Annotated in this window: 21 protein-coding genes; 8 read left to right on the top strand and 13 right to left on the bottom strand. The window is 43.9% G+C overall.

From position 1 onward, the window contains the following. Positions 1–97 precede the first annotated feature (97 nt). Positions 98–487 (bottom strand): DoxX family protein, encoded by a 390-nt coding sequence (locus LIN98_RS10015; RefSeq protein WP_005539808.1) that lies wholly within the window; start codon positions 485–487, stop codon positions 98–100. Between the two features lie 79 nt (positions 488–566). Next, complete coding sequence (locus LIN98_RS10010) at positions 567–2,336, bottom strand: protein-disulfide reductase DsbD (RefSeq protein ID WP_173540813.1); 1,770 nt, start codon at positions 2,334–2,336, stop codon at positions 567–569. A 163-nt stretch (positions 2,337–2,499) separates the two neighbouring features. Between LIN98_RS10010 and LIN98_RS10005 the strand changes: the two genes are divergently transcribed. The 4 genes from LIN98_RS10005 (at position 2,500) to arcA (ending at position 4,666) form a co-directional block, all read left to right on the top strand. Next, positions 2,500–3,069: an LOG family protein gene (locus tag LIN98_RS10005; protein ID WP_014167380.1), complete on the top strand. Its 570-nt coding sequence runs from the start codon at positions 2,500–2,502 to the stop codon at positions 3,067–3,069. Positions 3,070–3,280: 211 nt separating this feature from the next. Beyond that, positions 3,281–3,547 carry a type B 50S ribosomal protein L31 gene (locus LIN98_RS10000; RefSeq protein ID WP_005539816.1) on the top strand — a complete coding sequence of 89 codons (267 nt, stop codon included), beginning with the start codon at positions 3,281–3,283 and terminating at the stop codon, positions 3,545–3,547. A gap of 9 nt (positions 3,548–3,556) precedes the next feature. Next, entirely contained in the window at positions 3,557–3,697 is a 141-nt protein-coding gene (gene ykgO, locus LIN98_RS09995) for a type B 50S ribosomal protein L36 (protein ID WP_005568293.1), read from the top strand. A 261-nt stretch (positions 3,698–3,958) separates the two neighbouring features. Continuing rightward, entirely contained in the window at positions 3,959–4,666 is a 708-nt protein-coding gene (gene arcA, locus LIN98_RS09990; RefSeq protein WP_005539822.1) for a two-component system response regulator ArcA, read from the top strand. A gap of 106 nt (positions 4,667–4,772) precedes the next feature. On the opposite strand, the gene oppF is transcribed toward arcA, so the two are convergent. The 5 genes from oppF to LIN98_RS09965 all read right to left on the bottom strand — a co-directional run bounded on the left by oppF (position 4,773) and on the right by LIN98_RS09965 (position 10,355). Further along, entirely contained in the window at positions 4,773–5,771 is a 999-nt protein-coding gene (oppF, locus tag LIN98_RS09985) for a murein tripeptide/oligopeptide ABC transporter ATP binding protein OppF (protein ID WP_005539824.1), read from the bottom strand. Continuing rightward, positions 5,768–6,751, bottom strand: a complete 984-nt coding sequence (locus LIN98_RS09980; protein WP_005539826.1) for an ABC transporter ATP-binding protein — start codon at positions 6,749–6,751, stop codon at positions 5,768–5,770. Before LIN98_RS09980 ends, oppF begins: the two co-directional genes overlap by 4 nt. A gap of 9 nt (positions 6,752–6,760) precedes the next feature. Continuing rightward, a complete protein-coding gene (gene oppC / locus LIN98_RS09975; RefSeq protein ID WP_005568290.1) occupies positions 6,761–7,699 on the bottom strand; it encodes an oligopeptide ABC transporter permease OppC in 939 nt (312 codons plus the stop codon). Between the two features lie 9 nt (positions 7,700–7,708). Next, complete coding sequence (oppB, locus tag LIN98_RS09970; protein ID WP_005539833.1) at positions 7,709–8,629, bottom strand: oligopeptide ABC transporter permease OppB; 921 nt, start codon at positions 8,627–8,629, stop codon at positions 7,709–7,711. A gap of 100 nt (positions 8,630–8,729) precedes the next feature. Beyond that, the gene (locus tag LIN98_RS09965; RefSeq protein ID WP_005568284.1) at positions 8,730–10,355 is read right to left on the bottom strand and encodes an ABC transporter substrate-binding protein; all 1,626 of its coding nucleotides are present in this window, start codon (positions 10,353–10,355) and stop codon (positions 8,730–8,732) included. A gap of 367 nt (positions 10,356–10,722) precedes the next feature. Here LIN98_RS09965 and smpB point away from each other — a divergent pair, with 367 nt between their 5' ends. Then, the gene (gene smpB / locus LIN98_RS09960; RefSeq protein WP_005539843.1) at positions 10,723–11,205 is read left to right on the top strand and encodes an SsrA-binding protein SmpB; all 483 of its coding nucleotides are present in this window, start codon (positions 10,723–10,725) and stop codon (positions 11,203–11,205) included. 67 nt (positions 11,206–11,272) lie between these two features. Here smpB and cgtA read toward each other — a convergent pair whose 3' ends face one another. From cgtA to rplU, 5 genes are all read right to left on the bottom strand, one after another. Beyond that, positions 11,273–12,454: an Obg family GTPase CgtA gene (cgtA, locus tag LIN98_RS09955; RefSeq protein ID WP_005569208.1), complete on the bottom strand. Its 1,182-nt coding sequence runs from the start codon at positions 12,452–12,454 to the stop codon at positions 11,273–11,275. 36 nt (positions 12,455–12,490) lie between these two features. Next, positions 12,491–13,408 carry a DMT family transporter gene (locus LIN98_RS09950; RefSeq protein ID WP_005539848.1) on the bottom strand — a complete coding sequence of 306 codons (918 nt, stop codon included), beginning with the start codon at positions 13,406–13,408 and terminating at the stop codon, positions 12,491–12,493. 77 nt (positions 13,409–13,485) lie between these two features. Continuing rightward, complete coding sequence (locus LIN98_RS09945) at positions 13,486–14,418, bottom strand: DMT family transporter (RefSeq protein WP_005589684.1); 933 nt, start codon at positions 14,416–14,418, stop codon at positions 13,486–13,488. A gap of 71 nt (positions 14,419–14,489) precedes the next feature. Next, positions 14,490–14,747 carry a 50S ribosomal protein L27 gene (gene rpmA, locus LIN98_RS09940; protein ID WP_005539872.1) on the bottom strand — a complete coding sequence of 86 codons (258 nt, stop codon included), beginning with the start codon at positions 14,745–14,747 and terminating at the stop codon, positions 14,490–14,492. Between the two features lie 20 nt (positions 14,748–14,767). Next, positions 14,768–15,079 carry a 50S ribosomal protein L21 gene (gene rplU, locus LIN98_RS09935; RefSeq protein WP_005539876.1) on the bottom strand — a complete coding sequence of 104 codons (312 nt, stop codon included), beginning with the start codon at positions 15,077–15,079 and terminating at the stop codon, positions 14,768–14,770. A 265-nt stretch (positions 15,080–15,344) separates the two neighbouring features. On the opposite strand from rplU, the gene ispB reads away from it, so the two are divergent. The 3 genes from ispB (at position 15,345) to yecR (ending at position 17,546) form a co-directional block, all read left to right on the top strand. Further along, the gene (gene ispB / locus LIN98_RS09930) at positions 15,345–16,316 is read left to right on the top strand and encodes an octaprenyl diphosphate synthase (protein ID WP_005539877.1); all 972 of its coding nucleotides are present in this window, start codon (positions 15,345–15,347) and stop codon (positions 16,314–16,316) included. 1 nt (position 16,317) lies between these two features. Further along, a complete protein-coding gene (locus LIN98_RS09925) occupies positions 16,318–17,049 on the top strand; it encodes an epoxyqueuosine reductase QueH (protein ID WP_005539879.1) in 732 nt (243 codons plus the stop codon). A gap of 188 nt (positions 17,050–17,237) precedes the next feature. Then, complete coding sequence (gene yecR, locus LIN98_RS09920; protein WP_005568275.1) at positions 17,238–17,546, top strand: YecR family lipoprotein; 309 nt, start codon at positions 17,238–17,240, stop codon at positions 17,544–17,546. Between the two features lie 216 nt (positions 17,547–17,762). Here yecR and LIN98_RS09915 read toward each other — a convergent pair whose 3' ends face one another. Continuing rightward, a complete protein-coding gene (locus tag LIN98_RS09915; RefSeq protein ID WP_005545534.1) occupies positions 17,763–17,894 on the bottom strand; it encodes a 2-octaprenyl-3-methyl-6-methoxy-1,4-benzoquinol hydroxylase in 132 nt (43 codons plus the stop codon). Between the last annotated feature and the right edge of the window lie 77 nt (positions 17,895–17,971).

The following is a 17,971-nucleotide window of genomic DNA, read 5'->3' as shown; positions in this document are numbered from 1 at the left end:
ACTTGAATATCTACCGCACTTTATTTTATTTAGCTGAGTTCCGGCAATAAAAAAGGATTAGGGGTTGCCTAATCCTTTCGCCGAAATATTGTAGAGGTTATTTTTTACCGATTTTATTATCTAATGCAAATGCACCGGCGCCTGTGAAAACAAAGTATAAGAAAATGAAGCAGTATAAAAATGCCGGTTCACCGTCTTTCAAGAGTGGGTATGGGGAAGCATGGAACATGAAATAAGCTATCGCCATTTGACCGCTGAGTAAGAACGCAGATACGCGGGTAAACAAACCTAAAATCAGTAGGATACCGAAAACCAGTTCAATCACACCACCAACACCCATTAAGGATGCCAGTTGAACGGAACCGTTGCCGCCGGTCACGGAAATTGGGAATTCCCAAAATTTTGCTGTAGCATGTAATACGAATGCATAACCTGAAGTAATGCGTAATAAGCCTAAAAAGTAATTGCTGTATTTGTTTAAAAACATTTTTTCTTCCTTAAATAAAATAATGAAAATTGAAGGCGCGTATGCTAACAGTAAATTTAAAAGAAAAAAACAATATTGGTTAATTATTTAACGCTTTTGCTGCTTGTAATGTTTGTAAAAATGCTTCTCCTTCCATAAAACCGGTAATGCGGTGCGATGAAATTTCTTTTCCCTGCGGGTTAAAAAGCATCAACGTCGGCAAGCCGGTTATTGACAATTGCTTCATTAAAGTGCGGTTGTTTTCGCTGTTGTTTGTCATGTCGATTCTTAACAGCAAAACGTCTTTTAAAGCGTCTTGCACTTGTGGTTCCGCAAAGGTTTTATGTTCAAATTCTTTACAAGCGACGCACCAATCCGCGTAAAGATCCAATAGCGCCAGTGGTTTCGGGTTCTTCGTTAATACCAGTTGTAACTCCTCGTAGCTTTGCACGGATTGAAATTCAAGAGAATTCTTGACCGCACTATGGGTTCTTGCATGGTCGGTATTATTTTGCCACAGCCAATTTTGGAGCGGCTGGGCTAGTGTGATGGCGGCAATCAGAAAAAGAATACGGAACAGTAAGCCAATACCGTTGGTGTGCATTTGAGTGGCGAGCCAAATAAAGAAGCTGACGCCAAGCAGCGCCCATAAACGCGGTTCCCAGTCCAACGGAAGAACGCGGGAAAGTAGAAAGACCGGTAAGGCAAGCATCACAAAGCCGAAGGCAGTTTTTACATTCTCCATCCAGGCACCGGATTTCGGCAGAATTTTGTTACCGAAGACAGTAATCAGAATTAATGGTAAGCCCATGCCAAGTGCCAATAAATAAAGGGTTAATGCGCCGATAACAAGGTCTCCTGATTGCGCTACATAAAGCAGTGCGCCGGAAAGTGGTGCGGATGTGCAGGGGGAAGCGACCAAACCTGCGATGGCGCCCATGGCAAATACACCGAAAAACGCGCCACGTTTTTGTTGTTGGCTTAATTGAGTGAGCTTGGTTTGTAAAGATGGAGGCAACTGCAAAGTAAACACACCGAACATAGAAAGTGCCAGCAAGGTAAACACTACCGATAAGCCGATTAACACATAGGGGCTTTGCAACGCCACTTGGAACGGTAAACCGATAAGCACGACCAATAAGCCCAGGAGCGTATAGGTTAGCGCCATGCCTTGCACATACATGAAACTCAGCGTAAAGGCGCGCCAGGTATGGCTATGTTCCGTTCTGTTGCCGATGACAATCGCCGATAACAGCGGCAGCATCGGCAACACACAAGGAGTGAATGCTAAACCGATGCCCAGTACAAAAAACCACAACATGGCATATTTGCTTTGGAATAAACTGTCGGCAAGCTGATTTTGTTGAGATGAAAAAACACTTGGATTTCTGACCGCACTTTTAGTTTCTTCTTGAGCTACTAGTGAAGTTTCTACAGCATTGTGTGGCAGTTCGCCAAGCATAAATTGTTTAGTTTTCGGCGGATAACAAAAGCCGGGAGTACAACCTTGATAAGTGACTTCCAGAATATCTTGCGGTTTGCTATTTGGCAATGACAGGCGTAAAGGAAGTTGGTGCTTGAAGATTTGTACCGTGCCAAAATACGGATCTTCGTATTGTTCTGCCCGGCTTAAAAATTGCGGTTGGCTTTCAATCGGCTGTCCATTGAGGGCAAATTCCAGTTTGTCCTGATAGAGATAATAATTTTCGACGATTTGCCAATTAAGTGAAATGTCGTTGCCATATTGTTCTGCCTGAAGTTGAAACGCTTGATCGACCGGTAAAAATTTTGGCTTTTGGTTAAACAGATCCACGGCTTGCACATTGAATGTCACGAAAAAGCAGAGGATAATGAGGAGAAATCTTTTCATAAAACGGTTGTTATCTTCCATAAAATGTTGCTCATTCTAGCATTAGCAAAAATAAATTGCTGCAAAATATCATGCTTTGGAGGTTGTTATACCTATTGTTGCGATTTATTCCATATGGAATTCGGCGTAAAATTTATCAATGCAAAATAACTGAGGCAATCAAATGAACATTGTGGTTTATTGTGGCGCGGCACTCGACAATTTGCCGAGCTATCGCCAAGTGACTATTCAATTAGGCGAATGGATTACGCAACATCGACATACGTTAGTTTATGGCGGCGGAAAGGCGGGATTGATGGGCGTGTTGGCGGATACGGTACTTTCCAACGGCGGTACCGTTATCGGCGTGATCCCTGAATTTTTACAGGCGCGGGAATTGGTACACCAAGGTTGTACCGAAATTATCATTGTGGATTCCATGTCGGAGCGAAAAGCCAAAATGCTGGCATTAGCCGATGCTTGTATTGCTTTGCCGGGTGGGCCGGGCACGCTGGAAGAAATCAGCGAAGTCTATTCTTGGGCGCGAATCGGTAAAAATCCTCATCCTTGTATTCTATTTAACCAAGATGGTTTTTATGAACCGCTGAGAAGTCAATATCAAAGCATGGTCACTGCCGGTTTCTTGACGCAAAGTCATTTTGATAAGTTATTATTTAGTACAAATATTTTTGAAATAGAACGTTTTATTCTTGATTATCAAGTGCCTGAGATTCGTACTTATGAAGATGTGTAAAAAGTGCGGTCAAAAATAAAGTTGTTTTTCTATGAGAACTAACTCGGTGGATTTTTCGTACATTACATGATTTTTCTTATTACCCCAATCTAAGTTGTTACTTTTTTCGGCATCTTATTTTTTATTTTAAAATAAGTTTGCTTCTATGGATTTTTTTGTGTAAGATGGCGCGCATTATTATTTTTCACTAAAAAATAAGGATTGCAGAAAAATGAAAAAAGGTATTCATCCGGAAAATTATCGCACCGTTCTTTTTTATGACTCCAATGCCAAACAAGGCTTTTTGATTCGTTCCTGCGCCAGAACCACCAACACTATGAAATGGGAAGATGGAAAAGAATATCCGGTCTTTATGTGTGATACATCTTCAGCTTCACATCCGTTTTACACCGGTAAAACCAGACAGGTTGTCAACGAAGGGCGCGCCAGTGATTTCGCCAACCGTTACGGCAAATTCAGTGCATTTAAATCAAAATAAGGAATCCTCATGCAAGTATTATCTTCATTAAAAAATGCCAAGACCTGCCATCCGGGTTGTAAAGTCGTGCGTCGTCATGGTGTGGTTTATGTGATTTGTAAAGAAAATCCACGTTTTAAAGCGCGTCAGGGTGGCAAGAAAAAACGTTAAAAGAGAGTTTCTGTTTTTGTGTGTAACTTTGAGCCTTGCGCTCAATTATCCTCCGATGATGCATTGCATCGGAGGATTTTTTATTTTGGCAACAAGAGATTGAAGTATGAAATTTTATGACTTAGATCATAAAATTAAATTCTAATATGCCGAATTATGTATTTTTTTATTGTTACAATAATGTTGCAACTATAAAATAGAGCTTGTTTAAAATATAACAGCCTCATGGAAAAACTATAACGACAAAATAAGGATTTGCCAATGCAAACACCACGAATTTTAATCGTTGAAGATGAAACGATCACCAGAAACACGCTAAAAAGTATTTTTGAAGCGGAAGGATATGAAGTATTTGAAGCGTCGGACGGTACGCAAATGCACCAAGTGCTGGATACCGAAGATATTCATTTAGTGATTATGGATATTAATTTGCCGGGCAAAAACGGCTTAATGCTTGCCCGTGAATTGCGTGAAAATGCGGACATTGCACTGATGTTTTTAACCGGTCGAGATAACGAAGTGGATAAAATTCTAGGCTTGGAAATTGGTGCCGATGATTACATCACCAAACCTTTCAACCCGCGTGAATTAACGATTCGCGCCAGAAACCTGTTGCAGCGTACCATGCAGGAGAATCAACGCACGCACCATGTGGAACAATATAAATTTAACGGCTGGACACTGGATTTAAACAGTCGCACGTTGGTTACGCCGGAAGGCGAGGAGCGCAAATTGCCGCGTAGTGAGTTCCGCGCCATGTTACATTTCTGCGAGAATCCGGGCAAAATTCAAACCCGTGAAGAATTATTGAAGAAAATGACCGGACGCGAGCTCAAACCGCAGGATCGTACGGTGGATGTGACCATTCGTCGAATTCGTAAACATTTTGAAGATCATCACGAGACACCGGAAATCATCGCCACCATTCACGGCGAAGGTTATCGCTTCTGTGGTGACTTGGAATCCTAAAGAAAAATAAAAGAGAAATCAGCGCATTATGCGCTGATTTTTTATCCGGAAAGCAGAAAAGTGCGGTCATAAAAAACAATGTTTTTTATGACCGCACTTTTTGTTGTTAAGAAACCTTTAAGCAGGCGACAAAATGGCTGTTGTTGTCGCTGTTGAACACCGGTTTCTGTTGTGCGCAACTGTCATCGGCAAGCAGGCAACGGGTGCGGAAAACACAGCCGGAAGGTGGATTAATCGGTGACGGCAGATCGCCTTCCAACAGCTGGATAGATTTATTACGCTCCAGTTTCGGATCAGGAATCGGCACGGCGGACATCAGGGCTTTGGTGTAAGGGTGTTTTGTGTGTTTGTACACTTCATCATCGGTGCCAAGCTCCATGGCATTTCCCAGATACATAACCAATACGCGATCGGAAATGTGTTTCACCACCGCCAGATCGTGCGCAATAAAAATGAGAGACAAGTCCATTTCTTTTTGCAGCGATTTTAGCAAATTCACCACTTGCGCCTGAATGGAAACGTCCAAGGCGGAAACCGGTTCATCGCAAATAATCATTTTCGGTTCGATAATTAATGCACGGGCAATACCGATACGTTGACATTGTCCGCCGGAAAATTCATGCGGATAACGGTTAATCAGGTTCGGTAGCAAACCCACTTTTAACATCATCGCTTGCACTTTTTCTTTGACTTGTGCTTTACTCAAGTGCGGTTGATAAATTTTCAACGGTTCGGCAATAATTTCACCGATATTCATGCGAGGATTGAGAGATGCCAGCGGATCCTGAAAAATCATTTGAATATCTTTGCGGGTATCGTGCCATTGTTTTGCCGATTGTTTGCGCAAATCTTTGCCAAGCCATAGAATTTGCCCCTCAGAAGCTTCCACCAAGCCGATAATGGCGCGTGCCAGCGTGGATTTACCACAACCGGATTCGCCCACCACGCCGAGGGTTTCACCGGCGTAGAGTTTAAAGGACACGTCTTTTACTGCTTTCAAGGTTTGCGGTTTGGCAAAGAACAGGGATTTGTCGTTCTTAATTTTGAAGCTCACGCCGAGGTGGTTCACTTCCAGTAATAATTTTCTTTCTACTTGTTCATTCATAGGGCAAATTCCTCCGCAGGTAGCCAACAGTTTCTGATCCGTCCGTCATGAAGTGCGGTCAGTTTTGGCGGCGTTTTTTGGCATTGCTCGGAAGCGAATCGGCAACGCGGTGAAAACGGGCAACCTTGCGGTAAATGCAGCAGATTCGGCGGATTACCGGGAATGGTGACCAAATGTTCTTCATCCATATCCAGGCGCGGGATAGCGTCCATTAAACCGATAGAATAAGGATGAGTCGGATGATAGAAAATCTGTTCCGCATTGCCGTATTCCATGGTGCGACCGGCATACATCACCAGCACATGATCACAAATGCCCGCCACCACGCCGAGATCGTGGGTGATCATAATAATCGCCGTATTGAACTCGTGTTTCAGCTCGTTTAACAAAGTCATGATTTGCGCTTGCACGGTCACGTCCAGCGCGGTGGTCGGTTCGTCGGCAATTAACAGCTTCGGACGACATAACAGTGCCATAGCGATCATCACCCGTTGGCGCATACCGCCGGAGAATTCGTGTGGATACATCCCCATGCGTTTCTTGGCTTCCGGCATTTTTACCGCATCCAACATTTTCACCGATTCGTTAAATGCCGTCTGTTTGTCGTAGCCTTTGTGCAATATTAACACTTCCATGAGTTGCTCGCCGATTTTCATATAAGGATTCAGCGACGTCATGGGATCCTGGAAAATCATAGAAATTTGTTCCGCGCGGATTTTGTTCAGTTTCTCTATTGGCAGATTGACCAATTGGACTTCATCAAATAATGCCGATCCCGAAACTTCGCCGTTGGGTGCGAGCAACCCCATGAGGGCAAAAGCGGTTTGCGATTTGCCGGAACCGGATTCGCCCACGATGCCAAGAGTGTGTCCGGCATCTAAAGTGAAATTTAAATCGTTGACAGCGGTCACAATGCCGTCCGGGGTTTTAAAACCGACATGCAAATTTTGCACATCCAATAAGTGCGTTGAGTTTGTCATTATCGGCTCCTAGCGGTCTTTCGGATCGAGTGCATCGCGCAACCCGTCACCGATAAAGTTAAAGCAAAAAAGGGTTAAACAGAGGAAGAACGCCGGGAAAGTCAGCAACCAAGGGGACACTTCCATTTGTGCGGCGCCGTCGCTTAATAATGCGCCCCAGCTGCTCATGGGTTCTTGCGTACCCAAGCCTAAAAAGCTCAGAAAGGATTCAAACAAAATGAAGCCCGGTACTTCAAGAGAGGCATAAACTGCCACTAACCCCAACACATTCGGAATGATGTGTTTAAAAATGATTTGACGACGAGGCACGCCGCACACAATCGCCGCTTCTACAAATTCTTTGTTTTTCAGGCTGAGGGTCTGTCCGCGCACGATACGCGCCAAGCCGAGCCAGGCAATGGCACCGATAGCTACAAAAATCAGGAAAATATTTTGTCCGAATAAGGTCACCAATAAGATGACGAAAAACATGAACGGAAAAGAGCTTAAAATTTCCAGAAGGCGCATCATCACCATGTCGATTTTGCCGCCGAAATAACCGGAAATGGCGCCGTAAATCGTGCCGATTAACACGGAAATCAGCGCGCCTGCAATGCCCACCATTAAGGAAATTCGCCCGCCGATGGCGGTACGCACCAAAAGATCGCGGCCGGAGGAATCCGTACCGAAGAAATGGTAGCCTTCCAGCGTCGGCGCCACGCCCATCATGTTCCAGTCGGTGTCTTCATAAGTAAAAGGGAAAGCGAGGGGCGCAAAAGTAATGAAAAGCACGATAACACCCAACATGATTAAACTGACCACCGCCGCTTTATTGCGGAAGAAACGCCGTTTGGCGTCTTGCCACAGGCTGCGCCCTTCCAGTTGCATTTCATCCATGCGTTCCGCAAGTTGTTCAACAAATTCGGTATTTTTTTGATTTATTGGTTTTACACCATCATTTTTCGTCATGTTACTTCCTTAATAACGAATTTTCGGATCAATCACGGCGTATAAAATATCCACTACGGCGTTAAAAACGATAGTCAGTGTGCCGACCAAAATCGTGAGGCTCAATACAAGGGAATAATCGCGGTTAAGCGCGCCGTTAACGAAAAGTTTGCCCATGCCCGGTAAGCCGAATACGGTTTCGATCACCATGGAACCGGTAATAATGCCCACAAATGCCGGCCCTAAATAGGTAATCACCGGCAACAGGGCGGGGCGCAGCGCGTGCTTTAAGATAATGCGAGAGGTGGACAAGCCTTTTGCCTTGGCGGTACGAATAAAATTGGAGTGCAACACTTCAATCATAGAACCGCGCATAATCCGCGCAATGCCCGCCACATATCCGATGGTTAAGGATGCCACCGGCAACAGAATGTAACTCAAAGCCCCCTCATTCCAACCGCCTGCCGGCAGCCAGCCCAGAGTTATCGCAAACAACAGCACCAGTAAAGGTGCAAAAACAAAACTCGGCATGATCACGCCCACCATGGAACAGCTCATCAGAATGTAATCCCATCTGCTGTTTTGGTTCAGGGCGGCGAGCGTGCCGGCGGCAACACCCAGGGTTACAGCAAAGAAAAAGGCAATGGTGCCGAGTTTCAGAGAAACGGGCAAGGCGGAAGCAATCAGATTATTTACGGACTGATCTTTATATTTAAAAGACGGACCAAAATCCCCCTTGACCAAGTTCTTTAAATATAAAAAATACTGTGTATGCAGCGGTTCGTTTAGGTGATATTTGGCTTCAATGTTCGCCATCACTTCAGGCGGATAAGCGCGTTCCGAGGTAAACGGGCTGCCCGGCGCCAAGCGCATAAGGAAAAAAGAAAACGTAATCAGAACAAATAATGTAGGTATCGCTTCCAACACGCGTTTTAAGATGAACTTAAACATGAAATTGTCCCCAACGTATTTATAAAATACGGACCTAAAAGCAAAAATAAGAATAAAGTGCGGTCAAAAAATCCATCGAATTTTCCGACCGCACTTTTGATTAATGTTTAATAATATAAAGGTTGCGTAACAAAACGTTATCTTGCGGATCTTTGCCGCTGTAGCCTTTCACATAAGGTTTCACCAAACGCGGATTCACATAGTTATATACCGGAATCACGGCGAAATCATTTGCCAGAATTTCTTCGGCTTTGGCATAGGCTTGCGCACGACCTTTCTCATCGGTAGCAAGATAAGAATCGGCAATGGCTTTGTCGTATTCTACATTCTTGTACTTGGCGGTGTTGTTACTGGAATTGGATAAGAAATAGTTCCCGAACGTGCTGGCCTGGTTGTAGTCTGCATTCCAGCCGGCGCGCGCGACGTCATAACGCTGTCCGCGACGGTTGTCGATATAGGTTTTCCATTCTTGATTTTCCAGCTTGACATCCACCAAACCTTTTGTATTGGCTTTCCACATGGAGGCGGCGGCGATCGCCACTTTTTTGTGGTTCTCATTGGTGTTGTAAAGAATCGTGAATTTCAGCGGATTCGCTTTGCTGAATCCGGCTTCTTCCAACAGTTTAATGGCTTCCTCATTGCGTTGAGCCATCGGTTCTTTGCTGTAAGCCGGTTGTTGAATCAGCTCGCCTTCATTAATGTACGGCGGGGTAAACACATAGGTTGGTGTTTGACCTTGTCCCAGCACTTTATCGGTAATCACATTACGATCTAAGGCTAAATTTAATGCTTTTCTCACGCGAATGTCGTTAAACGGTGCCTTCGTATGATTGATTTCATATAAATAGGTTGAAAGGGTTCTGGCAGTAAATACTTCATCCGGAACATCTTTTTTCAGTTTGGCGAATTGCTCCGGCGGAAGGGCGTGGCTGGTGATGTCCAAATCTCCTGCACGATAACGTGCCACGTCGGTGCTGGAATTCTCAATGGCTAAGAAGGTGGCGTTGTTAATTTGCGTTTCTTTGTCATTCCAATATTGCGGGTTGCGCTCAAATTCAATTTTTTCGTTGATGACGTGATTTTTTAATTTATAGGCACCGTTACCGACGATATTGTCTTTTTTCACCCAATCGTCACCGAATTTTTCCACGATTTTTTGCGGCAACGGTAACAAGGATTGGTGGGTCGTCAAACCCACCGCATAAGGCACCGGGTTTGTGGTGTGAACGACAAAAGTGTAATTGTCTTTTGCTTCCACGCCAAGTTCTTCCGGTTTTTTCTTGCCGTCAATAATGTCTTGTGCGTTTTCAACTTGAAGATAATCCAGGAAACTGGCGTAAGGTGAGGCGGTTGCCGGTGTTACTAAACGACGCCAGGCGAAGACGAAATCATTTGCCGTAATAGGTTCACCGTTTGACCATTTGGCATCTTTGCGCAGGTGGAATGTCCAGGTTTTGTAATCGGGCGTGTTTTCCCAGCTTTCTGCCACACCCGTAATCAAATTGCCGTCGGAATCAGTAGTCACCAAACCCTCAAATAATTGATAAGCGACTTCTGCTTCTGGGATCCCGTCGGTTTTGTGCGGGTCAAAACTTTGTGGCTCGGAACCGTTGTTGATCACGATATTCTGTGTTTCTGCGAGCTGTGTTCCTTCAGGTACTTTGGCGGCATAAACGCTGCAAGATAAGGCAAGCGCAATGGTTGAGACAAGTAATTTTTGTTGCATTTGAATCTCCTTGTTATGAGCAATGAATTATCGTAAGAGTCAGAAAAATGATCTATCGAAAAATAGTTATTTTGTAAAGATCAATTCACAAAAAAGAACGATTTATTTACTCTTCTATAAAAAAGGAAAAAATAAAGGCGAAAAATTATGTTTTATTTAAAAATTTCGCCTCTAAATAAGGACCGATTTCCTGTGTAATGTGTTTGAGCTCCCTTGGCTTTCCAGTAATGCAAGAAAATTACGTATTTCATCATGTAACCCGTTTTACCAATAATCGGCGCTATGTTATAGCAATCCGGCGGGTTTTGCTATCTTTGTGCGGATTCGGTAGAATGAGCGCTAATTTATTTTTCATTTCCAACAGATTATGACCAAGAAAAAAGTAAAACCCGGTTCTAACACGATTGCGCTGAATAAACGCGCCAGACACGATTACTTTATTGAAGATGAAATTGAAGCCGGTCTTGAATTACAAGGCTGGGAAGTGAAATCCATGCGTGCCGGCAAAGTCAATTTGAGTGACAGCTATGTGATTTTTAAAAACGGTGAAGCTTTCTTATTCGGCGCAACCATTCAGCCTCTAAGCGTGGCATCAACGCACATTGTGTGCGACCCGACCCGCACCCGCAAATTATTGCTTAAACAGCGTGAACTGGATTCCTTATTCGGCAAAGCCAACCGCGACGGATTTACCCTGATTGCCCTTTCCCTCTCTTGGAAAGGCGCGTGGGCGAAAGTCAAAATTGGCTTGGCAAAAGGGAAAAAACAACAGGACAAGCGGGAAGACATTAAAGAACGTGAATGGAAAGTGGTAAAAGAGCGTATTATGAAAAACGCGCGAAAAGGGTAACGGATAACAAAAAGTGCGGTTATTTTAAAAAACTTTTTTCAAAACGACCGCACTTTTTCACTTCAGATTAAGGCTTATAGATAATTTCCACGCCTTCTTCATCGTCTTCCGACCAGTCATCCCAGTCATTATCCTCTTCATCATCAACATCGGCATTTTCCAATTGCTCCTGATGATAATCTTCCCATTTGAATTTGACTTCTTCATTTTCTACCGGCGTTTTTTCTGTTTTGCGCGGGTGGGCTTCCAGGAAGTCCATAATATCGCGGCACAGTTGCGGGGCGTTTTTACCGGTGGCGGCGGAAATTAAATAATAACCTTCCTCCCGGCCCAGACGTTCGGTGATCTCTTTCGCTCGCGCATGGGCTTCTTCATCACTGAGCGTATCGATTTTGTTGAACACCAGCCAGCGCGGTTTTTCCGCCAAGGACTCGCTGTCGCTGTATTGGAACAATTCTGATTCGATAATCGCCACGTTATCCGCCGGGTTGGAATCATCAATTGGGTTGATATCCACCAAATGAATCAACACGCGGCAACGTTCCAAGTGTTTCAGGAAGCGGATACCCAAGCCTGCTCCTTCCGATGCGCCTTCAATTAAGCCAGGAATGTCGGCGATCACAAAACTGCGATTGTCATCTACTTTCACCACGCCTAAACTTGGTACCAAGGTGGTAAACGGATAATCGGCGACTTTCGGTTTGGCGGCGGAAACAGCGCGGATAAAGGTGGATTTGCCGGCATTCGGTAAACCGAGCATTCCCACATCGGCGAGGAGCATTAATTCTAACAAGAGATCACGTTTTTCCCCTGCCGTACCCATGGTTTTTTGGCGCGGTGCGCGGTTGACTGAAGATTTAAAACGGGTATTGCCCAAGCCGTGATAGCCGCCTTTCGCCACCAATAATTTCATACCATTTTTGGTTAAATCACCGATGACTTCCTGCGTATCGTTGTCGATGGCGCGGGTGCCCACCGGCACGTGTAAGGTAATATCTTTGCCGCGATGGCCGGTGCAGTTTGCACTGAACCCGTTTTCCCCGCGTTCGGCGGCGAAACGTTTTTCAAAGCGGTAGTCAATGAGGGTGTTGAGGTTTTCATCGGCGATTAAATAAACATCACCGCCGTCACCGCCGTCACCGCCGTCGGGACCGCCTTTTGGGATATATTTTTCACGACGGAAACTGGCACAACCGTTGCCGCCGTCACCGGCTTCAACGTGAATCAAAGCTTCATCAATAAATTTCATTCAAGTTCTCCAAAACACTTAAAATAGGTACCGCACTTACCGGTTAGCAGGAAATAGCTTATGTCCTATGGCGGATAAAATTGCTCCGCATACTACAATAAACGTACCAATATAGCTAATGGTATTTAATTTCAGTGCGGAGAAATTCGTCGGGGAAATATAGTGCGCCATATGAGCAAATAGAATAGTAAACAAGGGAACCAACGTAATTACCACGCTGACTTTGGATACTTCCCAGCGGTTTAGGGCTTCCGCGTAAGCGCCGTAACCGAATAGAGTGTTTAAGCAGCAATAAATGAAGCAGCCTAGCGCCAGTGGGGTTAATCCCTGAACTTGTGAAAATTCGGCGAAGGGCGTAAAGACGATGGCGCAGCCGAAATAAATCATTAATAAAATTTGTTGGGCGCTGAATTTTCGTAACATTAATTTTTGCGCCATACCGTAGGCCACCCATACCAGCGCAGCACTCACGCTGATAAGCACGCCGGTAGTGTAGGTGTTTAATCCGTTGAAAACCTCTAATTTATCGTTGAAAAAGAGTCCCAAACCGATAAGCAATAAGACCAAGCCGATTTTTTGATGCAAGCCTAATTTTTCCTTAAAAATCACTACGCCGCAAATGAGCATGCCGAAGGAGGATAAATGAATAAAAATTTGTGCAACGGAGGGTTCAATATAATTTAATGAACTGTTAAATAAGAAGAAATTGCCAGCCAAGCCAAGTATGCCAATGATTGCCAGTAACCAGAAATAACCCAGTTTGGATAAATCGGGCAGCGTTTTTTTATAGCCGAGTAATAACAAAAGGGCGCAACCGGCAACAACGAAACGATACCATACGATGGTTTGCACGTTCATTGCCGTAACCACCTGTTTCAGCGCGATGGGTAAAGAGCCCCACGCCATCGCGGTAATGAGTGCAAAAAGAAAACCAAGTAGTGGTTGTTGTTTCATTTATCTTCCTTACATTTGTAGCGAGCTTAAAAGTGCGGTCATTTTTACCAATGTTTTTCGGCCTGTCAAAGAGAAACTTAACAATTTTTACGATGAAAAATCGCGGGAAGTTTGTGTCCCAACACGGAGAGCAATGAACCTGAAACGACGGCAATCGCACCAAGGTAGCTGATCCAATTGAGTTCCTGATCAACGAATAATTGTGGATAAACGGCAATTAAAATTTCTGTGAAAATAATCGTGAAAATCGGAATCTGCGTCATGATGGCGCTGACTTTTGAAACATCCCAGCGATTTAGCGCTTCGCCGTAAGTGCCGTAAGCAATAATGGTATTAAGGCAACAAAAAATCAAGCAGCCCAGCTGAAAGGAATTTAACGCGCTCACCTGCTGAATATTGGCAAAGGGCGTAAAAATGATCGTGCAGCCGACATAAATTATGAGCAAAATTTGTTGCGAACTGAAACGGCTCAACATCAGCTTTTGCGCCATGCCATAGGCAACCCAGCAGGAGCTGGCGCATAGGGCAATAACAACGCCTTTAAAATAATCATTGAGCTGTAAGAAATCACTAAAGCGTTGGTTGAAAAATAAGACCAAGCCGAGAATTAAAATAACCAAACCGATTTTTTGATGGAGCCCGATGTGTTCTTTAAACACAAACACACCGACAAATAGCATGATAAACGAGGATAACGGACTGAGCACTTGGCTGCTGGTCGGTGGAATATAGTTCAGCGCCAGATTAAATAAGAAGAAATTTGCCGATAGCCCAAGAATGCCCAGCATAATCAAAAGGAGATAACGCTGACGAAGTGCGGTGGGTTTTGGCAGCGTTTTACGTAATCCCAATAAAATAAATAAACCGATCGCCGATGTGATAAAGCGATACCACACAATGGTTTGGGCATCCATGACTGCGACGATCTGTTGCAAGGCGATAGGCAACGCACCCCACATACAGACGGCGGTTAACGCGAGTAAAAAACCGGCTAAAGGTTGTTGTTGCATGATTCCACCTAAATTTCACCTATAAAAAAGCCCTGCATGAAAGCAGGGCATTTTATTCTGTTTTGGTAAAATTACTCAGTAACGATACTTACGTATTTACGGCTTTTTTCGCCTTTTACTTCAAATTTTACTTTACCATCGGCTGTCGCGAATAAGGTGTGGTCACGTCCCATTCCAACGTTGTTGCCCGCGTGGAACTTAGTACCACGTTGGCGAACGATGATACTACCTGCTAATACAGACTCACCACCGAAACGTTTAACACCAAGACGTTTAGCTTCAGAATCACGACCGTTACGAGTTGAACCACCAGCTTTTTTAGTTGCCATCTACTTGATCTCCTCTGAAATTATGCTTGAATCCCAGTGATTTTCACTTCTGTGAACCACTGACGATGACCTTGTTGTTTACGGCTGTGTTTGCGACGACGGAACTTAACGATTTTAATTTTCTCGCCACGACCTTGTGCAACTACTTCAGCCACTACTTTCGCGCCGGCAACGACCGGTGCACCGATTTTAACATCTTCACCATTAGCAACCATCAACACCGAATCAAACTCAACTGTTGCGCCGGCTGCAAGTTCAAGTTTTTCCAAACGAACCACTTGACCTTCGCTTACTCGGTGTTGTTTACCGCCACTTTGGAAAACTGCGTACATAAATACTCCGCTATAATTGTGCTCTAATGTTGTTTCATTTCGCACATAAAATTCATATAAATAGGGCGTGAATTCTACGGAAAAATTTAGGGGATAGCAAGAATTTATTTACGAGAAAATAAAAAATTTCGCAATTTCGGCAGTTTGATTTCAGAAAGCCTGAAAAATCAGGTAAAATCCACCGCACTTTAGTTTTTAGTTTCCTCCGAACCTGATTTAATCAGTTTTAATCAGTCGAATTAACAGAATGAATACAACAAATTTAATGGATATGAAGGCAATCCAGGCGTTAAGCCACGGGGATATGCAAAAAGTAAACGAATCAATTTTAGCCCAACTGAACTCCGATGTGGCGTTAATTAATCAGTTGGGTTTCTACATTGTGCAAGGTGGCGGCAAGCGTATTCGTCCGCTTATCGCTGTGTTGGCGGCTCGTGCATTGGGTTTCGATGGGCAGCAAGCCATCACCTGTGCGACTTTTGTCGAGTTTATTCATACCGCGTCTTTATTACACGACGATGTCGTCGATGAATCGGATATGCGTCGCGGGCGTGCCACGGCGAATGCGGAATTCGGTAATGCGGCAAGCGTGTTGGTGGGTGATTTCATTTATACCCGCGCGTTCCAATTGGTTGCGCAGCTGGAGTCTTTGAAAATTTTACGCATTATGGCGGATGCCACTAATGTGTTGGCGGAAGGAGAAGTGCAACAATTAATGAACGTAAATGATCCGCAAACCAGCGAAGAAAATTATATGCGGGTGATTTACAGTAAAACCGCTCGTTTATTTGAGGTGGCGGCGCAGGCAGCGGCAATTATTGCCGGCGCGGATGACACGCAGGAAAAAGCATTACAGAATTACGGTCGTTATCTCGGCACCGCATTTCAATTGGTGGATGACGTTCTGGATTACAGCGCCAACGCAAACGCCTTAGGGAAAAATGTTGGTGATGATTTAGCCGAAGGAAAACCAACCCTTCCTTTGTTACACGCCATGCACCACGGCAATGCGCAGCAAGCCGCCTTAATCCGCAAAGCCATTGAGCAAGGAGGAAGACGTGATGCCATTGATGACGTATTAGCCATTATGGCGGAACACAACTCTTTAGATTACGCCATGAACCGCGCCAAACAAGAAGCGCAAAAAGCCGTTGATGCCATTCAATGTTTGCCGGAAAGCGAATATAAACTGGCGTTGATTTCCTTGGCATATTTATCCGTAGATAGAACCTATTAGGATGACAGAACAACATAACCCCAAAAGTGCGGTTAATTTTCAAAACAAAATTCGCAAGCAAAAACCGCGCAAAGATCCCAATGCCCCTTTTATTCGTGAAAAGCTGGAATTACCTGATGGGCATAATAAACTGCTGTTGCATTCCTGCTGTGCGCCTTGCTCGGGCGAGGTGATGGAAGCGATTTTGGCGTCCGGTATCGAATTTACCATTTATTTTTACAATCCGAATATCCACCCGTTAAAAGAATATTTAATTCGTAAAGAAGAGAATATTCGTTTTGCGCAGAAATTCGGCATTCCGTTTATTGACGCGGATTATGATCGTCAGGAATGGTTTGATCGCGCCAAAGGCATGGAATGGGAGCCGGAGCGCGGCATTCGTTGCACCATGTGTTTTGATATGCGCTTTGAAAAAGCCGCCGAATATGCGCATGAACATGGTTTTCCGGTTTTTACCAGCTGCCTTGGTATTTCCCGCTGGAAAGATATGGATCAAATTAACGGCTGCGGGCATCGCGCAGCGGAAAAATATGATGACGTGATTTATTGGGATTACAACTGGCGCAAAGAAGGCGGCTCGCAACGCATGATCGAAATCAGCAAACGCGAGCGTTTTTATCAGCAGGAATATTGCGGTTGCGTCTATTCTTTACGCGACAGCAATAAATGGCGTGAACAAACCGGTCGCCAAAAAATCGAAATCGGCAAGCTTTACTATTCGCCGAATCAATAGGACTAAATAATGGAGCAAGGTTACTGAAAATACCGTGCTACGTAATTGGGGTCTAACTAGTGTGCATTTTCTAGTCTTACTAACTGCAAATCCCGAATTAATTTTCGGGATTTGTGATCTGTCTCAATTATTCTTTAACTTTTTTTGAATATAATCCGCTCGCCAATTTTATTATGGAGATTAATTATATGAAAAAATTATTATTTGTTGGGCTTGTTAGTTTTCTATTAACCGGATGCACTATTCATAAAGAACTGGTTGCCACTGGTGGTAGTAAGGCAGATGGTACTATCGAGTTATCTTATACTTATGGCGGAATGCAGGTACCAGTAATTAATGAAGAACAAGGATTGCAATTAGCAAAAAAACGTTGTGAGTCTTGGGGATATAAAAACGCAGAGAAATTCGGCGGACATAAACAAGTTTGTTCTATGTATGGTGGTCTCGGATGTACCGAGTTTACAGTTACAATTCAGTATCAGTGTTTAGATAAATAATCTTGAATTTCATTGATATCCTATATAGTGCTTTTTTAAAACCTAAAGGCTACTAGTTAAGTAAAATGAAACGATAAATGACCGCACTTTGAGCTTCAGAGTGCGGTTCTTTATTGGAATGATTAGTTTATATCGTATATAACTTAAACATTGAGCATGTAAATTAAAAGATTTTATATTGGCAATAATCGAATATTTAGATTTATCAACGGCAGATTATAATCCCAAGGCGTAACGCAAGGCTTGTTTTTTCAACAACGGGGTTTTATCTGCCGCTACTAATGCGATATTTCGTAGCATTTTCAATGGCAAAATCTTTTCCTTAAACGCCTTATAAAACAGATCCATGCCCGATTGCATGAGTAAATTATCGGTTTTTCGTTTTTGTTGATAACGCTACAACACCCGATCATCGGCAATATTTT

Origin of the sequence: Aggregatibacter actinomycetemcomitans, assembly GCF_023518055.1 — a bacterium.
GTDB lineage: Bacteria > Pseudomonadota > Gammaproteobacteria > Enterobacterales > Pasteurellaceae > Aggregatibacter > Aggregatibacter actinomycetemcomitans.
The sequence above is the reverse complement of the archived record's forward strand: the minus strand, read 5'-3'. Positions and strand labels throughout refer to the sequence as shown.

Bases quoted from the DNA above. Each gene is read 5' to 3' on its own strand.
- ispB (WP_005539877.1), top strand. From the start codon at position 15,345: ATGGATATGAAGGCAATCCAGGCGTTAAGCCACGGGGATATGCAAAAA.
- oppB (WP_005539833.1), bottom strand. From the start codon at position 8,629: ATGTTTAAGTTCATCTTAAAACGCGTGTTGGAAGCGATACCTACATTA.
- LIN98_RS10005 (WP_014167380.1), top strand. From the start codon at position 2,500: ATGAACATTGTGGTTTATTGTGGCGCGGCACTCGACAATTTGCCGAGC.
- oppF (WP_005539824.1), bottom strand. From the start codon at position 5,771: ATGAATGAACAAGTAGAAAGAAAATTATTACTGGAAGTGAACCACCTC.
- LIN98_RS09945 (WP_005589684.1), bottom strand. From the start codon at position 14,418: ATGCAACAACAACCTTTAGCCGGTTTTTTACTCGCGTTAACCGCCGTC.
- ykgO (WP_005568293.1), top strand. From the start codon at position 3,557: ATGCAAGTATTATCTTCATTAAAAAATGCCAAGACCTGCCATCCGGGT.
- arcA (WP_005539822.1), top strand. From the start codon at position 3,959: ATGCAAACACCACGAATTTTAATCGTTGAAGATGAAACGATCACCAGA.
- LIN98_RS09980 (WP_005539826.1), bottom strand. From the start codon at position 6,751: ATGACAAACTCAACGCACTTATTGGATGTGCAAAATTTGCATGTCGGT.
- rpmA (WP_005539872.1), bottom strand. From the start codon at position 14,747: ATGGCAACTAAAAAAGCTGGTGGTTCAACTCGTAACGGTCGTGATTCT.
- yecR (WP_005568275.1), top strand. From the start codon at position 17,238: ATGAAAAAATTATTATTTGTTGGGCTTGTTAGTTTTCTATTAACCGGA.
- smpB (WP_005539843.1), top strand. From the start codon at position 10,723: ATGACCAAGAAAAAAGTAAAACCCGGTTCTAACACGATTGCGCTGAAT.
- LIN98_RS09925 (WP_005539879.1), top strand. From the start codon at position 16,318: ATGACAGAACAACATAACCCCAAAAGTGCGGTTAATTTTCAAAACAAA.
- LIN98_RS09965 (WP_005568284.1), bottom strand. From the start codon at position 10,355: ATGCAACAAAAATTACTTGTCTCAACCATTGCGCTTGCCTTATCTTGC.
- oppC (WP_005568290.1), bottom strand. From the start codon at position 7,699: ATGACGAAAAATGATGGTGTAAAACCAATAAATCAAAAAAATACCGAA.
- rplU (WP_005539876.1), bottom strand. From the start codon at position 15,079: ATGTACGCAGTTTTCCAAAGTGGCGGTAAACAACACCGAGTAAGCGAA.
- cgtA (WP_005569208.1), bottom strand. From the start codon at position 12,454: ATGAAATTTATTGATGAAGCTTTGATTCACGTTGAAGCCGGTGACGGC.
- LIN98_RS09915 (WP_005545534.1), bottom strand. From the start codon at position 17,894: ATGGATCTGTTTTATAAGGCGTTTAAGGAAAAGATTTTGCCATTGAAA.
- LIN98_RS10010 (WP_173540813.1), bottom strand. From the start codon at position 2,336: ATGAAAAGATTTCTCCTCATTATCCTCTGCTTTTTCGTGACATTCAAT.
- LIN98_RS10015 (WP_005539808.1), bottom strand. From the start codon at position 487: ATGTTTTTAAACAAATACAGCAATTACTTTTTAGGCTTATTACGCATT.
- LIN98_RS10000 (WP_005539816.1), top strand. From the start codon at position 3,281: ATGAAAAAAGGTATTCATCCGGAAAATTATCGCACCGTTCTTTTTTAT.
- LIN98_RS09950 (WP_005539848.1), bottom strand. From the start codon at position 13,408: ATGAAACAACAACCACTACTTGGTTTTCTTTTTGCACTCATTACCGCG.